The organism is Halomonas sp. 707B3 (assembly GCF_024158645.1).
Lineage (GTDB): Bacteria > Pseudomonadota > Gammaproteobacteria > Pseudomonadales > Halomonadaceae > Vreelandella > Vreelandella lionensis.
Genome location: NZ_JAMZBE010000009.1, coordinates 14970 through 30360, shown reverse-complemented (window position 1 = coordinate 30360; position 15391 = coordinate 14970). Strand labels below are relative to the sequence as shown.

Sequence of the window (15391 nt, the reverse complement as noted above, 5' to 3'; positions counted from 1 at the left end):
GCTTGGCAGAGAGGTGTTTATGCAGACCAATGATGCGTTATTCCCCACGACAACGCTTCCCAAAGCGCTTGCACCTGCTGCCGAACAGGCACAGCAGCGCCTCAGCGAGGCCCTAAGCCAGGCGGATAATATCGCCTCAATGACCAAGCAGCCGCTGCCCTCCAGCAGTTGGGAGGCGCTCGCTCCTGCCCGCCGGGAAGCGCTGGCTCGAGTGGTCACTATCTCCACCTTCGCCCTTGATACGCTGGCGCGCTTTCCCCACTGGCTGGCCGAGCTGGATGCGGCAGGGGAGTTGGATAGCGCGCCCAGCAAAGAAGCGCTGACTCAGTGGTTGGATGATGCCCTGGAGAGCGCCGAGGACGAAGATGCCCTGCACCGGGCGCTGCGCCGTTTTCGTCGAGCGCGCATGCTGGGCATTGTTTGGCGCGATCTAAATCGCCTCGACGGTGCCACCATGTGGGATACCGCCCGATCGGTCTCTTGGCTGGCGGAAGTGTGCACCGAAGCGGCGCTTGGCTGGCTGGAGCGTTTTTATGCATCCCGCTGGGGGACGCCTGCCGCTCGCAGTGATGGTGAGCCTCAGCGGCTGGTGGTACTGGGTATGGGTAAGTTGGGCGCGGGTGAACTCAACCTCTCGTCGGATATCGATCTGATTTTTGCCTTCCCTGAAAAGGGCGAGACTGAAGGCGGTCGCAAACCGCTAGAGCATCAAGAGTACTTCACCAAGCTTGGCCAGCGCCTGATCGCCGCCCTGGATGCCATGACGGCGGATGGTTTTGTGTTCCGCGTAGATATGCGCTTGCGCCCGCTGGGCGATGGCGGCCCGCTGGTAGGCAGCTTTTCGATGCTCTCCAGCTACTATCAAGACCAAGGCCGTGAGTGGGAGCGCTACGCTATGCTGAAGGCGCGCCCGATAGCAGGGGATATCGACGCGGGCCAAGAGCTGCTGGCTAGCCTGCGGCCGTTTGTGTATCGCCGCTATCTGGATTTTGGGGCCATTGAGTCGCTGCGCGAGCTGAAGGCGATGATCAATCGCGAAGTGAAACGCAAAGGCATGCAGAGCAACATCAAGCTGGGGCCGGGGGGCATTCGCGAGGTGGAGTTCGTGGTGCAGGCGTTTCAGCTGATTCGCGGCGGGCGTGATACTGAGCTGCAGGTCACCTCGCTGCAAACAGCGCTCAAGCGCTTGCCCGAGCTTGGGCTGCTGCCTCAAACCGTGGTGGACGAGCTACTGCCGGATTACGCCTTCCTGCGCGATGTGGAGCACGCCATTCAAGCGCTGGAAGATCGCCAAACCCAAATGCTGCCCACCGATGATGAGGACCGCGAGCGCGTCGCTTTCGCCATGGGGCACGAGGATTGGCCCGGGCTTATTGCACAGCTAGATGAGGTCCGCGAACGGGTGCGCCAGCACTTTGATGCAGTGATCGCCGACCCTGAAGAAGAGGCCGATGAAGAGCAAAGCGACGCCAGCCTCTCCCAGTGGCGGCTCTTGTGGCGCGGTGAGCTTGAAGAGGATGAGGCTCAGGCCCTTCTCAGCGAAGCGGGCTTTAACGAATCGGAAAAAGCACTCAAACGATTAAAAAGCCTTTATCACTCGCGCGCCGTGCAGAGCATGCAGCGTATTGGTTTTGAGCGCTTGGATGCACTGATGCCGCTGCTACTGGCTGCCGTGGCGCAGAGCGATACGCCGGACACGGCCCTGGCTCGGGTGCAGCCGTTGATCGAGGCAGTGCTACGACGCACGGCCTATCTGGCGCTGCTGCGCGAAAATCCGCATACCCTTAAGCATTTGATGCGGCTATGTTCGGCGAGCCCTTGGATTGCTGAACAGCTGGCACGCTACCCCATCCTGCTGGATGAGTTGTTAACCCCTGATACGCTCTACACGCCCGCCGATAAATCGCGGCTTGCCGACGAATTGCGTCAAACGCTCAACCGTTTACCCGAGGACGATGAAGAAGCGCAGCTAGAAGCACTGCGGGTGTTCAAGCATGCGCAGATGCTGCACGTGGCCGCCTCGGATGTGGCCGGTACGCGTCATCTTATGAAAGTAAGCGATTACTTAACCTATATCGCGGAAGTTATTTTAGACGCGGTGCTGGCGATGGCATGGAAGCATGTCACTCGCAAGCACGGTGCGCCTGCGGGGTGTAACAACCGCGAACCTGCTTTTTTGATTATTGGTTACGGCAAGCTGGGCGGCATTGAGCTGGGCTACGGCTCTGACCTGGATCTGGTGTTCCTGCACGATAACGACGGTAAAGGCAGTACCGACGGCCCTCGGCCTTTGGATACGCCGGTGTTTTTCACCCGTTTAGGCCAGCGCATCATTCATCTGCTGACTGCGGTAACTCCGGCGGGCAGTCTTTATGAAGTGGACATGCGCCTTCGGCCGTCAGGGAATGCGGGGCTGCTCGTCACGTCGCTGGACGCGTTTGCCGAGTATCAGACTCAACATGCCTGGACCTGGGAGCATCAGGCGCTGGTGCGGGCCAGAGTAGTGGCGGGCAGTGAGGCGCTGGCTGATAAGTTTGACGAGCTGCGTGGCTCGATTTTACGCCGCGAGCGCGACCCGCAGGCGCTGCGTGATGATGTGGTGAGCATGCGCCATAAAATGCGTGATCACTTGGGCACGAAAGGCGAGGGCGCCAAGTCTGAGCGGGGCGATGGCGAAAATGCCAGCAAAGATGCCACGTTTAGCTTGAAGCACGATGCAGGCGGCATGGTAGATATCGAGTTTCTCTGCCAGTACGCCGTGCTCGCGCTCTCCCATCAAACGCCCGCGCTGATCACCTATAGCGATAATATTCGCATTTTGGAAACTCTGGCCGAGAGCGGGCACATCACTCAAGTGGAGGCTGAGCAGCTACGCGAGGCTTACCTGGCCTACCGCAGCCGCACGCACCGCGCGGCGTTGACCGGTGAAAAGGCGTTAGGGCAGGTTAAAGAGTTTGCGGAGCACCGTCAGATAGTGACCGCACTGTGGCAGCGTTTTCTGGAACCTTGATTGGCGGGCAGGGCGTTTTTCAGTAGCATCAGTAAAAAGCTAGCCTGATAACGACTGGCCTAAAAAACGGCTGCTCCCATATCAATCGTTTTAATCACAGCAGTTCCCATAACAGCAGTTCCAATAAAAACAAGGACGACACAATGCGCACTCCTTTTCCTGTGCGGCCTCGCAGCGAGGTGGCTGGTCAATGATCGGTCAAATTTTAGCCACGCTGCTGCCGGTGTTTTTGATTGCCGGTAGCGGTGCCGCCTACGGACGATTCCGCACTCCCGATATTCGCAGTTTAAACACCCTCAATATGGAGCTGTTTGTTCCACTGCTGGTGTTTGCCGTGCTAGCCGACCGCCAAGCGCCCCTGGCGGAGTACGCCTGGCTCGCCAGCGCTGCTGCGCTGGTGGTGTTGGGGGCAGGGTTAGTGCTGTGGCCGGTGGTGAAGTGGCTTGGGTTGGACAGTAAGGTCTTCCTGCCGCCAATGATGTTCAATAACTCCGGCAATATGGGGGTGCCGCTGCTGGTGCTGGCTTTTGGGCCGGAAGCGCTGCCAGCGGCGGTGGTGGTGTTTATCGTGGAGATGCTGCTGCACTTTTCGGTGGGACTTTACATGCTAGACCCGCGTACTTCGCTGTGGCGGATGCTACGTATGCCGATTGTGGCTGCAAGCGTTGCGGGGCTATTGGTTAATGTGGGGGGGGTAGCGTTACCCGGCTGGCTGCTGGAAGCCATGCATATGCTGGGTGGTGTGTGCATTCCGCTAATGCTATTTGCGCTGGGCGTGCGCCTGCTGGAAATTGACTTTAGCGACTGGCGAACAGGGCTGCTGGGGGCGGTGCTTTGCCCGCTCTCTGGGCTGGTGATTGCGCTGCCGCTCATGTGGCTGCTGCCGCTGAATCCGTTGCAAACAGCCACCTTGTTAGTATTTGCCGCGTTGCCGCCAGCGGTATTGAATTACTTGGTCGCAGAGCAGTACAAGCTCGCCCCTCATAAGGTGGCGTCGTTGGTGTTGATCGGTAACTTGGGAAGTTTGATCGTCATGCCGCTAACGCTGGCGGCGGCCTTCGCCTGGATCCAGCCGCCGCCCTAACGGCGAGGCTCGTCTTTTACTTCGTAGCTACCTTCCAGAGCATCGTGCTGCCTAGATGGCTGATCGCCAGCGTAGCCGCCGCCAATGTCTTGAGCGTGATCGGCACGCATCTGCTCCATACGCTTTTTCATCTTATGGCGCACAAACGGCATCATCGCCCAGCCAATCAGCAGGAAAAATAGCCCCAGCACAACGCCAACAATCATCAGTGCGCCAAACGCTAGCCACGTCAACAGCAGTTTCAAGCTGCCCATTAGCCCATTTGGCTGCGTTTGTGCAGCACGGGCGCGCCACTGGTTAGCAGCTTGCCAAGCGGCATTGCGTTGGTCGCGATTCATCTGTGGCATGAAAGCCTCCATCGTTCGTTTGCCACTATTGGAACATAGCGGAGCGAGCAAGTTCACTGCTTCTTTTTGAGAGTTGAAACTAATATATCAGTTGGTGCTAATTTTTCTGTATTAAGCCCTTAACATGCGATTGCTAGCCTCGGATGTTAGGATTTAATTGAGCGCACTAAAATGAAGAGCCGTGTTTTTATAAATCCACGCATTTATTAACCAGTATTTTCATTAACCAGGGTGGTGCTATGACAAATCATGGAGGGAAGTCGGTGTTTATCGCATCGGCAGTGATTATTTTCGGCTTAGTGATTGTGGGGGCCGCGTTTCCTGTCGCGTTTGGTAATGCTGCTGAGGCCGCCCTCACATCGATTACCGAGCTATTTGGCTGGTTCTATCTCTTCTCTGTATTTGGCTTTGTGGTGTTCCTGATTGGCCTGGCGCTCAGTAAATACGGCAAAGTACGTCTGGGACCCCAGGACAGTACGCCCAGCTACAGCTTTTTCTCATGGATCAGCATGCTATTGGCCGCAGGCTTTGGGGTAGGGCTGGTGTTTTACGGCATGGCAGAGCCCATGACGCACTACATTAACCCGCCTTACGGCGATGTCCCGGCAGAGAGCGAAGCGGCTGCACGCTACGCCATCCAGTACAGCTATTTTAATTGGGGAATTCACCAGTGGGCGGCATTCTCCGTGGTGGGTTTGATTATTGCTTACTTTCAGTTCCGTAAGGGGCAGGCGGGTTTGGTGTCTTCAGTGCTCTCGTCGGTCACGGCCAAGCACCCCCATGTGCGCCCCTACGCTTCCTGGTTAGATGTTTTTGCGGTGGTGGCTACCGTGATGGGGGTGGCGACATCACTAGGGCTTGGCGTATTACAAATGAATGGCGGTCTTAACGCGGTATTTGGCTTGCCGGAGAATGGGTTTTGGCAATTTGTCATTCTATTTGTGATGTTCTGCGCCTACATGGCATCTACTTGGTCTGGTTTGGATAAAGGCATTAAGCGCCTGTCTAACTTAAATATGGCGCTGTGTATCGGTTTGATGCTCTACGTGCTGTTCACCGGCCCGACCATTGCTATTTTGGAAACGATTACGCTAGGCATTGGCGACTATCTGCAGAATTTTATTGGCATGAGCCTGCGCATTTCACCCTATAGCGACAACCAGTGGGCTAGTAGCTGGACCATCTTCTACTGGGCTTGGGTGATTGCCTGGTCGCCCTTTGTGGGCACCTTTGTGGCACGTGTGTCTCGCGGGCGCACTATTAAAGAGTACGTATTTGGGGTGCTCTTTGTGCCGCCGCTTTTGGCGTGCTTGTGGATCGGCGTATTTGGTGGTGCAGCGCTTAACCTGGAGCTGAACGGCACCGATGTAGGCCTGGCTGCGGCCACCGAAGCAAACATCACCGTCGCCCTGTTTGAGATGTTTGATTTGATGCCGTTCTCGGGCGTGCTCTCCGTGTTGGCCATGCTGCTAATTTTTATTTTCCTGGTGACCTCAGCAGACTCCGCTTCGTATATTGTGGCGCAGATGACGGATAATGGTTCTATCAATCCACCACTCTATAAACGCGTGGTATGGGGCGTGCTGATCGCGGCGATTTGCCTTACGCTTATCGTGGCGGGTGGCCTTTCTGGCCTGCAGTCAGCGGCCGTGCTGTCAGCGCTGCCGTTTACCTTTATTCTGTATATGATGGTGATTGTGCTGGTACGCGAGCTGCGTGCGGATCGTAAAGCGATGCTGACCCAGCTCTACCGTCGCCACGGTGAGACCCCCGTGGGTGCTGATGCCTTTGAGGCGGAGCAGTTAGGGGAAGAGGAGCGGTTGCGTCGTGCCCCTAGCGTGGTCAACCGGCGTATCAATAGCTAAGCAATGGCTTCAATAGAGGAAGCACCTATGGAAACAGCGTGCTGATGGCTCGACAGGGACGTCACGGGGCAACGCGGAGGCAGCCAAAAGGAGCTGCCTTCGACCGTTGGTTAGATCGGGTGGTCACCGTTGCGGTAGTCACTGCGATGGTGGTCGGCTTGTCAGCGGTTATCGCCCACTGGTTGCTTTGACGCAGCGCCGATTGATGCCTACACGAACGCCCGGCTACGCCGGGCGTTCGTGTATCTCGATGCGGTTCCTGCCGCGTCGTTTGGCATGGTAGAGCTGTTGATCGGCTTTGTTGAGCAGGTCATCAGGGCTAAGCGGCTGCTCAGGTGTCGTGGTGGCAATGCCCATGCTAGCCGTTAGGTGCGAATGAGTGCTGGAGTAGGCATGTGGAATAGCCAGTGACAGAATGGCTTGGCGCAGGCAGTTGGCAATATTCATCGCCTCATTGGCATCTTTGCCAGGCAGTACACAGATAAACTCTTCACCGCCGTAGCGGGCCAGCAGGTCGCAGCTTGAGTCGATACACTGATTGAGTACCGTGGCTACTGCACGCAGGGTGTCATCGCCCATGCTATGACCATAGTGGTCGTTAAACTCTTTAAAATTGTCGATATCGATAAAAATAGCCGATAACGGTTGCTTAGCACGCGTTGCCCACTGCCACTGTTGCGCTAAAAACATATCGAAGTGGCGACGGTTGGCCACGCCGGTTAAACCATCGTATTGGGAAAGCTGGTGCAAATGATCACGCTGCGCTAACCCTGCCTGAAACTCATTCAGCAGGTGATCCAAGCTTTCCACCAAGTGGCCAAGCTCGTCATCGTGATGGCCCTTCAGAGTGGGTTTGGGCCACTGGCCTGGCCGCGTTGGGTCAGTTTGCGTGATCGCCGCGTGCACTTTTAACAAGGGCCGCGTAATAAAAATATGAAATAACGCAATCACTAGACCACTGAGTAAAAAAGCCTCCAAAATGCTTCTTCCTACCACCGCATAACCACGGGCTAAGAACTCTCGGGTCAAGTACACCGTATCCAGGGAGAGCGATATCTCACCGACTGTCGCTTCTGGGGTATCGCTACCCATGTAATACCGCAGCGGCATCTCATGATAAACAATATCCCCAAATAGCTGCTTGCTGAGCCAGTTGGATGCATTGGGCTGTGTAGGGTAGAACTCCGCCAGGGCGCGCCCAAAGTCGTCGCGAATGGCCACCTGGGAAATCTCGCTATTGCTAAATAAACCAAAAGCGATTTGGTGCGCTAAGTCAGGGTTAAGCTGGAAGGCGGCTTCCGCCGCCGCGCCATTAACAATAGCGAGCTGCTGTGAGGTGCGCTGTTGCACATTTTCACGCATGCTGCTGGCGTGGCCGAGTAGCTCAATGCTGCCCGCAATAAGGCTAATGACAATCGCAATCAGCAGGGTAAGTAGTGCCTGCTTGAGCGTTAAACGGCCGCTGGCTAATGGGGGCTTGGCGACACTCACGGCATCGACTCCATTGGGGTAACAAACGAGGTGTCAAGATGCCGCTGAAGGCGGTTAATCGTGTCCATCTCGACGCTTGGGTGGCAGGCGAGGTAAAGGGGCGCATAAAAGAAGGTGAGCAGGTGTTCAAGCTTGAGCCCTTGCTCTTCGGCAAGGTACTCGCCAGTAGCGCGCCCGGTAACGATAACATCCAGTAGCCCGGCGGCCAGTCGTGCCATGTTTTCACGCTCGGTAGGCGCGCGGAGTACGTTAATACCCCGTTCTTCCACATAATCGCCTATGGCATCTTCTCGAAAGCTACCTACTTGCCAATGGTGTAGGTCAGTAAGCTGTGCCAATGACAGTTGCCGTTCTGCTAGGCCAAAGACTGACCACTCGTTAATCACCAGCGGCCCCACCCAGCGAAATTGTGGCTCTCTAGCGGCAGTGCGCGTGGTGGAGTAAACACAGTGATGCTCGCGCAGTCGTGCCTCGGTATAGGCGCGTGCCCAGGGCAGTATCCGAAAGCGAGCCTCAATGCCTGCATGGCGCAGCGCATTACGCAACTGCTGGGTGGCAATACCCACCACAATGCCTTGATCGTTTTGATAGTTAAAAGGCGGGTACTCTTCCGTATTGATGGTGAGCGACGGTGCCTGGGCGAATGCTATGCTACTGGTATGTCCGCTAAACAATACACCTAGGACAACCAGTACCCAGTAAGGCTTTGCGGGGGAGAACAGCTGTTTAACCATCACTACCTACCTGTGTGGCCGCTGAGAAGGAAGTGACACTATCAAAAGCGTGCTGCAATTCGGCGACTAGCTGCGGGTCTGTGCCAAGATTGATGGCAAAGTATAAATAAGATTCGCTGAGTGTGTAGAGAGGCGTCACAATGTCCTTGGAATACCCTTCCTGCTCGGCAATCCACTTCGCGACATCGGCACTGTAGGCCCATAGGTCGACTCGCTCATGTAGCAGCATATGCAGTGCGCTGCGGTTGTCCATAGCAGGCCTAATCAGCGCCTCTGGATAACCGGCTTCTACCAGTGCCTGAGCGCCGATATCTTCACGAATGACGGCAACGCTCAGCCCTTGCTCAATCGCAGCGTCAAGAGAGCGGATGTGAAGAGGCGTATTGCGACGGGCAAGCAGCACTACTTGGTCCTGGGCAATCGGGCCAACCCAGTGAAACTGTGCTTCTCTGGCGGGCGTGCGAGTCGTCGAAAAGAGCACGGTGTTGGGTTGGCTGAGCGCGAGTTCATAGCCACGCACCCAGGGATAATAGCGAATATTGCTGCGATCTAGCTGGGTCTCCGCATGGGCTAGCATGTCTTCTAAGAGGTTCACCGACGTGCCAACCATTTGGCCGCCATCGCGATAATTGTAAGGTGGGTACTCTTCGGTAATAAATGTCAGGGAGGCAAGAGAGGAGGGAAGGGTGTCAGCAGACAACGGCAGAATAGCAAAAGCGCACCCTAGCAAGAGTGAAAGAGTGGCTAGTAAACGCTTTTTTATAACGTTGCCATACGCCATTTAATTGCGCCCTCCTGTGGTTAGGGAATCCAGTAAAGTTAGATTAACTTTGTGGCGATGTCATCTTTATTCTGTTAACGCTACCCATAGCGATGCATCACAGCTAGCTGGTAGTCTTATTCCTCTTTTTAAGAGAGCACACTATGCCGCCCACAACCCCCACAATGGCCGCGTCTCCCTATGCTTCACGCCGTGAGATTTTCGGCTGGGCGATGTTCGATTTTGCCAATCAAGCGTATACGCTGCTGATTATTACCGTGGTATTTGGTGAGCTGTTTACTACCGTAATTGTCGGTGAGCGTAACGATGGCTACCGCTTAGCTAACTTTTTATGGAGCTTAGCCTTAGCCATCAGTTATTTACTGGTGGTGATCAGCGCTCCCCTGTGTGGCGCCATCATGGATTACCGCGCTGAAAAAAAGCGCTTTCTTCTGTTTAGCTACATGGCGACGGTGGCAACCACGGCCATGCTCTACTTCGTTGAGCCCGGCTACGTGGTGTTAGGCCTTCTGTTAATCGTACTCTCAAACTACGCCTACTCCATGGGCGAGTCGTTTATTGCCGCTTTTCTGCCAGAGTTAGGGCCGCCGGATGCGCTGGGTAAAATTTCCGGCTTTGGTTGGGCATTGGGCTATATTGGCGGCCTATTGGCCGCAGGGTTTACGCTGATTGTGCTAGGAGAGGCAACGGCTGACAATTTTGAGCGTATTCGCTGGGTAGGACCTTTTGCAGCAGGGTTCTTTTTAGTGGCGGCGATCCCCACTTTTTTATGGCTGAAAGAGCGCGGCGTACCTAAACCCCATGGCGTTTCTTATCGGCAAATTGCCCAGCAGCGGATTTTGGGTACTTTTCATGAGCTGCGCTACTTCAAAGACTTAAGCGTTTTCTTAGTGTCACTTCTATTTTCGATGGCAGGCGTTTACATCATTATCGCCTTTGCTTTTATCTACGGGGCCCAGGTGATTGGCTGGGATGAGAGCGTGCGCAATATCATGTTTATTATTGTGCAGGTCACCGCTGCTGCGGGAGCCATCGGATTTGGGTTTTTACAAGATAAACTGGGCGCTAAACACACTTATCAAATGACACTTGCTCTCTGGGTTGCGGCTATTGTCGCGATCTGGGCAACGCCGGCGTTAACCGAGTGGCTCAATCAGCAGTTTGGGTGGCAGTGGCAGGCACAGCACTTGTTTTTAGTGGTCGGCTGCTTAGCCGGGTTGAGTTTAGGCTCTAGCCAGTCGGCCAGCCGCGCGCTGGTGGGTGTCTTTTCACCGCTGGAAAAATCAGCGGAGTTTTTTGGCTTCTGGGGCTTGGCAAACAAACTGGCGGGGGTGCTGGGCATCGTCATGTTAGGGGTGTTGCAAACGCTGATTGGCCTTCAAGCGTCTATTCTTTTATGTGTTGGGCTATTTATTGCGGCGATGCTAATTTGCGTAGGCGTCAATGAGCGCCGTGGCCGTGAGGCGGCAGTGGCCTGGAAAAGTTCTTGATGCCGTGAGGTGAATAATGGCAAGACACAGGCCACAGCAGGGCGGCATTGTGATGATGCTGCTATTTTGGGTGCTGTTAATGGCGGTAGGAACGTGGTGGATTCAGGGCGGTCTTGACGACATGCTGAACCCTAACGTGCACATCATGAATACCTCCCCAGACAACGGCCCGGTAACACTAAAGCGTAACCGGGCAGGGCATTTTGAAGCACCGGGTCAGATCAACGGTGAGCCTGTGACGTTTTTGTTGGATACCGGCGCCACTTATGTAGCGGTGCCTAGTGAGCTAGCTAAAAGGCTAAGCTTAGCGCCAGGGCGTCGTGCTTGGTTTAACACCGCCAATGGCCGTGTCGAGGGTAATCTGACTCAGCTAGATGAAGTAGTGCTGGGCGGTATTCAGATGAACAACGTGCAGGGCTCTATCAGCCCCGGCATGGAGCGCGATACGGTGCTGCTTGGGATGAGCTTTTTAAACCAGCTAGCGATTGAGATTCGCGGCGGGGAGATGGTGCTGCGCTTGCCAGAGCCTTAGGGCGACTTGTGCGCACTGCAGTCATGTGCTTAGCTGAAGACTCATGGATGCCAACACGCTAAGGAGTTGCTATGGGTATTGAAGTCGGTGGTTTGCTCGGTCTTATTTGGCTCATCATTGTGGTATGGGCCATCGTTAAAGTGGCAAAAAGCTCGGCTAGCGGGCTTGCCAAATTGCTATGGATTATCGCGCTACTGGTGTTTCCCCTGGTGGGGTTGATTGCTTGGCTCCTGTTCGGCCCCAAGGGATAGCCATCTTAACCATGAAGGCGTATTAAAAAGGCAGGCCTCGACAGGCCTGCCTTTTTCTTTATCTGCGCATCGTTAATCGAGCGAATCGTTGCTTTCGCTGGGCGGCGCTTTATAGTGCCCGGGAATTTTTAACTTCTCTCCGTTGGGCAGGTCGCGCACTTGCGTTGGTACATAGACACGCTTAATGACACTTTTGGCTTTGCCATCTCCCATGGCGATCTCCTCCTGTCAGATTGTCGACAGTTCGCCACCTCACATTAGCGCTTGGTGGTGGAAGAATCAAGTTGCTCAAGACGCCCTCTAACTAGGATGCATACGCAACGTTAATCAAGGGGCAGGCGTTTGCAAGGTTTTAAGGTATCCTGGAAGCTATCCACAACCTGCTTTTGCACAGGGTGAGCGGGTGATAATACAAACTGCCTAAGCGGAGTGAAGAAAAAGGATGGTAGATCATTTGGAACAGCAATTTCAAGCACTTGGGGCGCAGGAATCGGTAACTCCCGACTACCCTGACCAGGATCATGTGCTGATTATTGAAGATGATCAGCGCTTGGCCGAGCTCACCCGCGATTATCTGGAAGCAAACGGCTTTCAAGTGACGCTAGAAGCGGATGGTGCCAAAGGCGTAGATCGTATTTTAACGCTGCAGCCGGACCTGGTGATTTTGGATCTGATGCTACCCGGTGAAGATGGTTTGGCCATTTGCCGCCGCGTGCGGCCCAACTTTGCTGGCCCCATCATGATGCTGACTGCCCGCACCGATGACCTTGATCAAGTGCTCGGGCTAGAAATGGGCGCGGATGACTATGTGCCCAAACCGGTGCAGCCCCGCGTGCTGCTAGCCCGTATGCGTGCGCTTCTGCGTCGCGCGGACGCGCCAGCCCCCGATGGTGAAATGCGCCTTAAGTTTGAGAACCTGGAGATTGATAACGCCACGCGGGAAGCCTGGCTCTCCGGTGAGCGTATCGACCTGACCAGCGCAGAATTCGACCTGCTGTGGCTGCTAGCGCGTAATGCTGGCCGTGTGCTGACCCGCGAAGAGATTTTCAGCGACTTGCGAGGCATTAAATACGACGGCCAAGACCGCTCTATTGATGTGCGCGTATCGCGTATTCGCCCAAAAATTGGCGACGACCCTAACCAGCCGCACCGTATTAAAACCGTGCGCAGTAAAGGCTATCTGTTTGTTAAAGACAGTTAAACAAGAGAGGTCGCCTAATGCGGCGAGTGCTTAGCCACGGCTCGTTTTTACGCTTCTACCTACTGCTGGGCCTAGCGCTGTGCGTGGTGTTTTTTATTGCGCTAGGGGGGCGTTCTTTTATAGAGCAGGTGCGCCGGGAAGATTATCGCGAACAGCTCGCCGCGCTGCCTATGTCATTAATGACACAGCAGCTTGCCAGCGTGCCCATAGATGAGCGTGAAACGCTGTTAGGCGATTTTTCCGAGCAGCTAGGCATGCAGCTGGTGCTGCGCGACATGAACGACGCCCAGTTAGGCTATTTCGAGCGGTCGCGAATTGAGCGGGGCACGGTGTTAGTGGCAGAGGAGCCTTGGCAACTGCGCCAGCGGTTGCCCACGGCTAACACCAGCGGAGAGCTATGGATGCTGGAAGCCACGTTTGACGCTTGGAGCGAGCGCCAGTGGCAGGGCAGCATGGTGTTGTTGGGTGAGTGGCTGGCCGACATGCCAGAGGAAGAGCGGCTGGCGGCGCTGGCCGAGTTACGCCCCGGCAGTTGGCCGTTAAGCCTGCTCAACGCACTTCCCGACGACTTGACCACCGAACAGCAGTTTCAGCTAACGCTCGGGGGTGTGATAACCCGGCTAGTGACAGACAAGCTATCGATTACGCTACTTTATCAATTGCCTAATGCCTCGGGAGAGGCCGACCAGTGGCTTCAGGCTGGGCCTATCTCCCGAGGCGATACGCTGCCGCTCAATTTGCACTTGCCGCTGCTCGTGGCGCTGATGGTCGTGCTAAGCCTGATCATTTATCTGATTATGCGCAGCATCGAGTCGCGCATGGCGCGGCTAGAGCTGGCGGCAACCCGTATTGCCAGTGGCCGGTTGGAAACCCGCGTCAAAGTGGAAAGCGGCGACTTTCTGGGGCGCTTGGGGATGGCCTTTAATGGCATGGCGAACCAAGTGCAGAGCCTGCTGCGTGGTCAGCAAGAGATGATTCGCGCTGTCTCCCACGAGCTACGCACCCCGGTGGCACGCATCCGCTTTGCGGTACAGATGGTCGAGGACATGACCGACCAGCCTGCCATTCAGCGTCAGCTCCAGGGTATTGATGCAGATATTGCTGAACTGGATGAGTTAGTGGACGAAATTTTGACCTATGCGCGCCTAGGTGGCGAAACGGTCAATGGCGCAGAGCTGGAAATGGCGTTGGTGGAGTGCCGGTCTATGGCGGAGCGGGTGATTGATACGCTAGCACCGCTGCACAGCGGGCAGACCTTAACCCTGGTGCCGGGGCCTGATATTGAGCTGTTGGCAGAGCCGCGCTACCTGCAGCGGGCACTACAAAACCTAGTGGGCAATGCTTGCCGCTACGGCAAATCTCAAGTGGTGATTCGCCTTTGGGATGAGCCGCGCCTAGTGCGTATTGATGTAGAAGATGACGGCCCGGGCATTCCCTTCGATGCCCGAGCCGATATCTTCAAACCCTTTGCGCGCCTGGACGATAGCCGCGCCCGCAGTTCTGGTGGCTACGGCCTTGGCCTCTCGATTGTGCAGAAAATCATGGCTGGCCACGGTGGTAGTGTCACCGTGGACAGCAGCCCTGCGCTAGGCGGCGCACGCTTTACGCTGTTGATTCCTCGTCGCGATTCGCCGGTTTAATCCCTGATAGCACCGCAAAGGAGGTCTCCTTGGCGGTGCGCAAAAAGTCTTGCATCCACGGCGCTTCCGCCGACTCCTCACGAATAGCGGCGTAGAGCGTGCTCCAGATGCCGTGCTCGCCTAGCTTCACCGCGCTGACGTAGTCGCGCTCTAAATACTCCGTGAGCGCCCAGTTGGGCAGCGCACACACGCCGCGGCCACTGGCCACCAGCTGCATCATCATAATCGTCAGCTCTGCGGTGCGAATCTCTTTAGGGCGCACGTTGGCTGGGGCCAAAAATTGGGTGAAGACATCCAGGCGCGACTGCTCCACTGGGTAGGTGATCAGTGTCTCCTCGGCCAGCGCGCTAGGCTCAATATAGGGTTGGCCCGCAAAGCTGTGTTGCCGGGCAACCGCTAGCAGCCCCTCATAGCGAAACAGCGGCACATAGTGAACACCATCCAAGGGTTGTGGGTCGGCGGTGATCACCAAGTCCAACTGCTCGCGGGCAAGCGCAGGCAGCGGGTCAAAGTGGTGCCCACTGGGAATATCGATCTCCACTTCCGGCCAGTGGTCGCGGAAGTAATCCACCGTGGGCATGAGCCACTGAAAACAGCTATGGCACTCGATGGCCATGTGTAGCCGCCCCTGCTCGGTGCCCGCCAATCGGGCCAGGTCCCGCTCAGCTTTGCGGACCTCCGGCAGAATCTCATCAGCCAGCGCCAACAGCCGCAGCCCTGCCCGGGTAAACTCTACCGGCCGTGTTTTACGCACAAACAGCGCGCTATCCACGCGGCTTTCCAGATCTTTCAATTGGTGTGAGAGGGCCGACTGCGTTAAGTGCACCCGCTCGGCGGCTTCTACAAGAGAACCGGTTTCGCGTAGGGCCAGCAGCGTGCGCAAATGGCGTAATTCAATCATTGTGAGTATTTTTCATGTTTGATATTAGAATCTTTAGTTTGATTCACGTTTGGGTGGCGCTCAA

At 55.7% G+C, this 15391-nt stretch carries 14 protein-coding genes; 8 read left to right on the top strand and 6 right to left on the bottom strand.

Annotated elements, in window-relative coordinates:
* Positions 1–19 precede the first annotated feature (19 nt).
* Positions 20–3010, top strand: coding sequence for a bifunctional [glutamate--ammonia ligase]-adenylyl-L-tyrosine phosphorylase/[glutamate--ammonia-ligase] adenylyltransferase (gene glnE / locus BIS10_RS02490; protein WP_253502083.1), 2991 nt, complete (start codon positions 20–22; stop codon positions 3008–3010).
* Between the two features lie 190 nt (positions 3011–3200).
* Positions 3201–4094, top strand: coding sequence for an AEC family transporter (locus BIS10_RS02485; protein ID WP_253502080.1), 894 nt, complete (start codon positions 3201–3203; stop codon positions 4092–4094).
* Here BIS10_RS02485 and BIS10_RS02480 read toward each other — a convergent pair.
* On the bottom strand, positions 4091–4441 hold the full coding sequence (locus BIS10_RS02480; protein WP_044630164.1) for a hypothetical protein: 351 nt from the start codon (positions 4439–4441) through the stop codon (positions 4091–4093). The genes BIS10_RS02485 and BIS10_RS02480 overlap by 4 nt on opposite strands.
* A 239-nt stretch (positions 4442–4680) precedes the next feature.
* Between BIS10_RS02480 and BIS10_RS02475 the strand changes: the two genes are divergently transcribed.
* Complete coding sequence (locus BIS10_RS02475; RefSeq protein ID WP_062362354.1) at positions 4681–6306, top strand: BCCT family transporter; 1626 nt, start codon at positions 4681–4683, stop codon at positions 6304–6306.
* Between the two features lie 225 nt (positions 6307–6531).
* On the opposite strand, the gene BIS10_RS02470 is transcribed toward BIS10_RS02475, so the two are convergent.
* From BIS10_RS02470 to BIS10_RS02460, 3 genes are read right to left on the bottom strand one after another with little or no spacing between them, the layout of a single operon-like run.
* Positions 6532–7797: a sensor domain-containing diguanylate cyclase gene (locus BIS10_RS02470; RefSeq protein WP_253502077.1), complete on the bottom strand. Its 1266-nt coding sequence runs from the start codon at positions 7795–7797 to the stop codon at positions 6532–6534.
* On the bottom strand, positions 7794–8531 hold the full coding sequence (locus BIS10_RS02465; RefSeq protein ID WP_253502074.1) for an ABC transporter substrate-binding protein: 738 nt from the start codon (positions 8529–8531) through the stop codon (positions 7794–7796). The genes BIS10_RS02470 and BIS10_RS02465 overlap by 4 nt, the downstream gene beginning before the upstream one ends.
* Positions 8524–9312, bottom strand: a complete 789-nt coding sequence (locus BIS10_RS02460; protein ID WP_253502072.1) for an ABC transporter substrate-binding protein — start codon at positions 9310–9312, stop codon at positions 8524–8526. Before BIS10_RS02460 ends, BIS10_RS02465 begins: the two co-directional genes overlap by 8 nt.
* Positions 9313–9455: 143 nt before the next feature.
* Here BIS10_RS02460 and BIS10_RS02455 point away from each other — a divergent pair, with 143 nt between their 5' ends.
* The 3 genes from BIS10_RS02455 (at position 9456) to BIS10_RS02445 (ending at position 11585) form a co-directional block, all read left to right on the top strand.
* The gene (locus BIS10_RS02455) at positions 9456–10802 is read left to right on the top strand and encodes an MFS transporter (RefSeq protein ID WP_253502070.1); all 1347 of its coding nucleotides are present in this window, start codon (positions 9456–9458) and stop codon (positions 10800–10802) included.
* A gap of 16 nt (positions 10803–10818) precedes the next feature.
* Complete coding sequence (locus BIS10_RS02450) at positions 10819–11334, top strand: TIGR02281 family clan AA aspartic protease (RefSeq protein WP_253502067.1); 516 nt, start codon at positions 10819–10821, stop codon at positions 11332–11334.
* A gap of 71 nt (positions 11335–11405) precedes the next feature.
* The gene (locus BIS10_RS02445; RefSeq protein ID WP_083024335.1) at positions 11406–11585 is read left to right on the top strand and encodes a PLDc N-terminal domain-containing protein; all 180 of its coding nucleotides are present in this window, start codon (positions 11406–11408) and stop codon (positions 11583–11585) included.
* 72 nt (positions 11586–11657) lie between these two features.
* Here BIS10_RS02445 and BIS10_RS02440 read toward each other — a convergent pair whose 3' ends face one another.
* Complete coding sequence (locus BIS10_RS02440; RefSeq protein WP_162835828.1) at positions 11658–11798, bottom strand: hypothetical protein; 141 nt, start codon at positions 11796–11798, stop codon at positions 11658–11660.
* Between the two features lie 229 nt (positions 11799–12027).
* Here BIS10_RS02440 and BIS10_RS02435 point away from each other — a divergent pair, with 229 nt between their 5' ends.
* Both BIS10_RS02435 and BIS10_RS02430 read left to right on the top strand, forming a co-directional pair.
* Complete coding sequence (locus tag BIS10_RS02435; RefSeq protein WP_044630480.1) at positions 12028–12786, top strand: winged helix-turn-helix domain-containing protein; 759 nt, start codon at positions 12028–12030, stop codon at positions 12784–12786.
* 17 nt (positions 12787–12803) lie between these two features.
* The gene (locus BIS10_RS02430) at positions 12804–14426 is read left to right on the top strand and encodes an ATP-binding protein (RefSeq protein ID WP_253502063.1); all 1623 of its coding nucleotides are present in this window, start codon (positions 12804–12806) and stop codon (positions 14424–14426) included.
* On the opposite strand, the gene BIS10_RS02425 is transcribed toward BIS10_RS02430, so the two are convergent.
* Positions 14389–15327 (bottom strand): LysR family transcriptional regulator, encoded by a 939-nt coding sequence (locus BIS10_RS02425; RefSeq protein WP_253502060.1) that lies wholly within the window; start codon positions 15325–15327, stop codon positions 14389–14391. The two genes, BIS10_RS02430 and BIS10_RS02425, sit on opposite strands and share 38 nt — an antisense overlap.
* Positions 15328–15391: the final 64 nt, after the last annotated feature.